This window comes from Blautia sp. AF19-13LB, from assembly GCF_003479105.1.
In the GTDB taxonomy this organism is placed as follows: Bacteria; Bacillota; Clostridia; order Lachnospirales; family Lachnospiraceae; genus Fusicatenibacter; species Fusicatenibacter saccharivorans.
In genome coordinates, this window is the sequence record NZ_QUGO01000059.1 from 1 (window position 1) to 1,562 (window position 1,562).

A 1,562-nucleotide genomic window follows, 5' to 3' on the forward strand; every position below is an offset into this window, starting at 1 on the left:
CAATGTCATTAACTTTAGCAAAGAGCAGAAATCGTAAGCATTTATAAAACTATGATTCCTGCTTTTTGTTTGTATATGGGCATACTTATCCCCTTCTCTTTGTACTCGTATTTTTTAGCTCAGTACGCTCTTTTATGGGTATTCGAATATTTTCCTGCTAATTGCCCTTTCGTTCTGGTATAATGCCGATCAGGACGAATGGGAACAAGATTTTTACTGATATCTTCATATATTTGCTGAAATAACATATTTTTCTTTTGACCATCCGTTTCAAGAAGTATATAAATCAGATCATTTTTTAAGATTCCAATACTAACAGTCTGATTGATCATCATTTTATGTTTTCTGTTCGCTTCTTTCTGATCCAGTTCACGCTCTGCATCTAATATGATATCTTCAACTAAATTGCTCAGATATATAGTGCTGTATATATCTTGTAATAACAGAATAGGTTTTGTTCCTGTAAAATTCTCTAACTGTAACCGACTCTTTAGCGTTTCATACGCAGTCTCTATCCCCCACCTCATATGATATAATTCTTTTATTTCTTCTGTATGAAATTCAGTTTGTGAAAGATTTGTAGCCAAAACTTCGAAACTTCCGTTTTCTAATAGGATTTTTACCATACGCAATGAAATTTCACCTAATTCTTTCATACGTTCTCCATCTGGCGTTCCCTCGTAATGTCTGATTCTTGACTTATCAAGTTTTATTTTAACTAGCTGATCCTTTTCTATTAAACTGTTTTGCTCTTTTTTGTAATCACTGCTTTTTAAACGTACGATAAATTTAATATCCTTATCCATCATATGTATAAACGCTGGCGTAGAAGGATAGCCTCTGTCCATGATAATAACATAGGGAATGCTGCCTATTGTTTCCGGTATTCGCTCCATCTGTTTTTCGGCCAGGCGCATTTCATTAAATTTCACCTTATTACAGTCACTTTCCAGTATCATACGATTCATTACATCATAAATACAGCCTAATCCTATTTGAGCTTGGGGCTTTGTGTTTTTCCGGCTTGCAGAACCATATAGTTTCAGTGTTTCAGCAGTGGTAGGAATATTAATATCTGAGCCGTCAGCGGCTAATATTAAATGATCTTTGTAAGTTGAAAAGGTGGAATCTGCATAAAAGTTACGGTTATGATATTTATATAATTCTAAAAAAGCATCTGGATTAAGTTTCATACGCTGTTTCAGATATCCTGGTTTTGAAATAGACACACCAGGATGAGCAAGTTTCATATAATTTCTCAGTTCCAATGCCAACGTCAACCCCTTTCTGTTTATCATCGTGAAAAGAAGATCCTGAAGAGGCATTTTTCGAATTCTGGTAAAATAATTTTTATTACCTGATCGGCAAAATGCCTTAAATTCATCAGAAGTCATTTTTTCTATATCCATGAATATACGTTTCTGAGAATGCTTCATGCATAATCACATCCTTTTTTGAGCAGGTTCATGGCTTCTTTTTACAATATAAGCATATCAAAAAAAGCAGAAGATATCTAATCCATTTCGGAATAAATATCTTCTGCTTTTAAGTTAATGACATTG

At 33.8% G+C, this 1,562-nt stretch carries 1 protein-coding gene; it reads right to left on the reverse strand.

Annotated features, from left to right (window positions below; genetic code table 11):
- Positions 1–119: 119 nt before the first annotated feature.
- The gene (locus DWX32_RS19205) at positions 120–1,409 is read right to left on the reverse strand and encodes an IS4 family transposase (protein ID WP_243037651.1); all 1,290 of its coding nucleotides are present in this window, start codon (positions 1,407–1,409) and stop codon (positions 120–122) included.
- Positions 1,410–1,562 lie beyond the last annotated feature (153 nt).

What these genes read in the sequence shown, in the direction of transcription:
- DWX32_RS19205 (WP_243037651.1), bottom strand. Translation starts at nt 1,409, where the DNA reads ATGGATATAGAAAAAATGACTTCTGATGAATTTAAGGCATTTTGCCGA.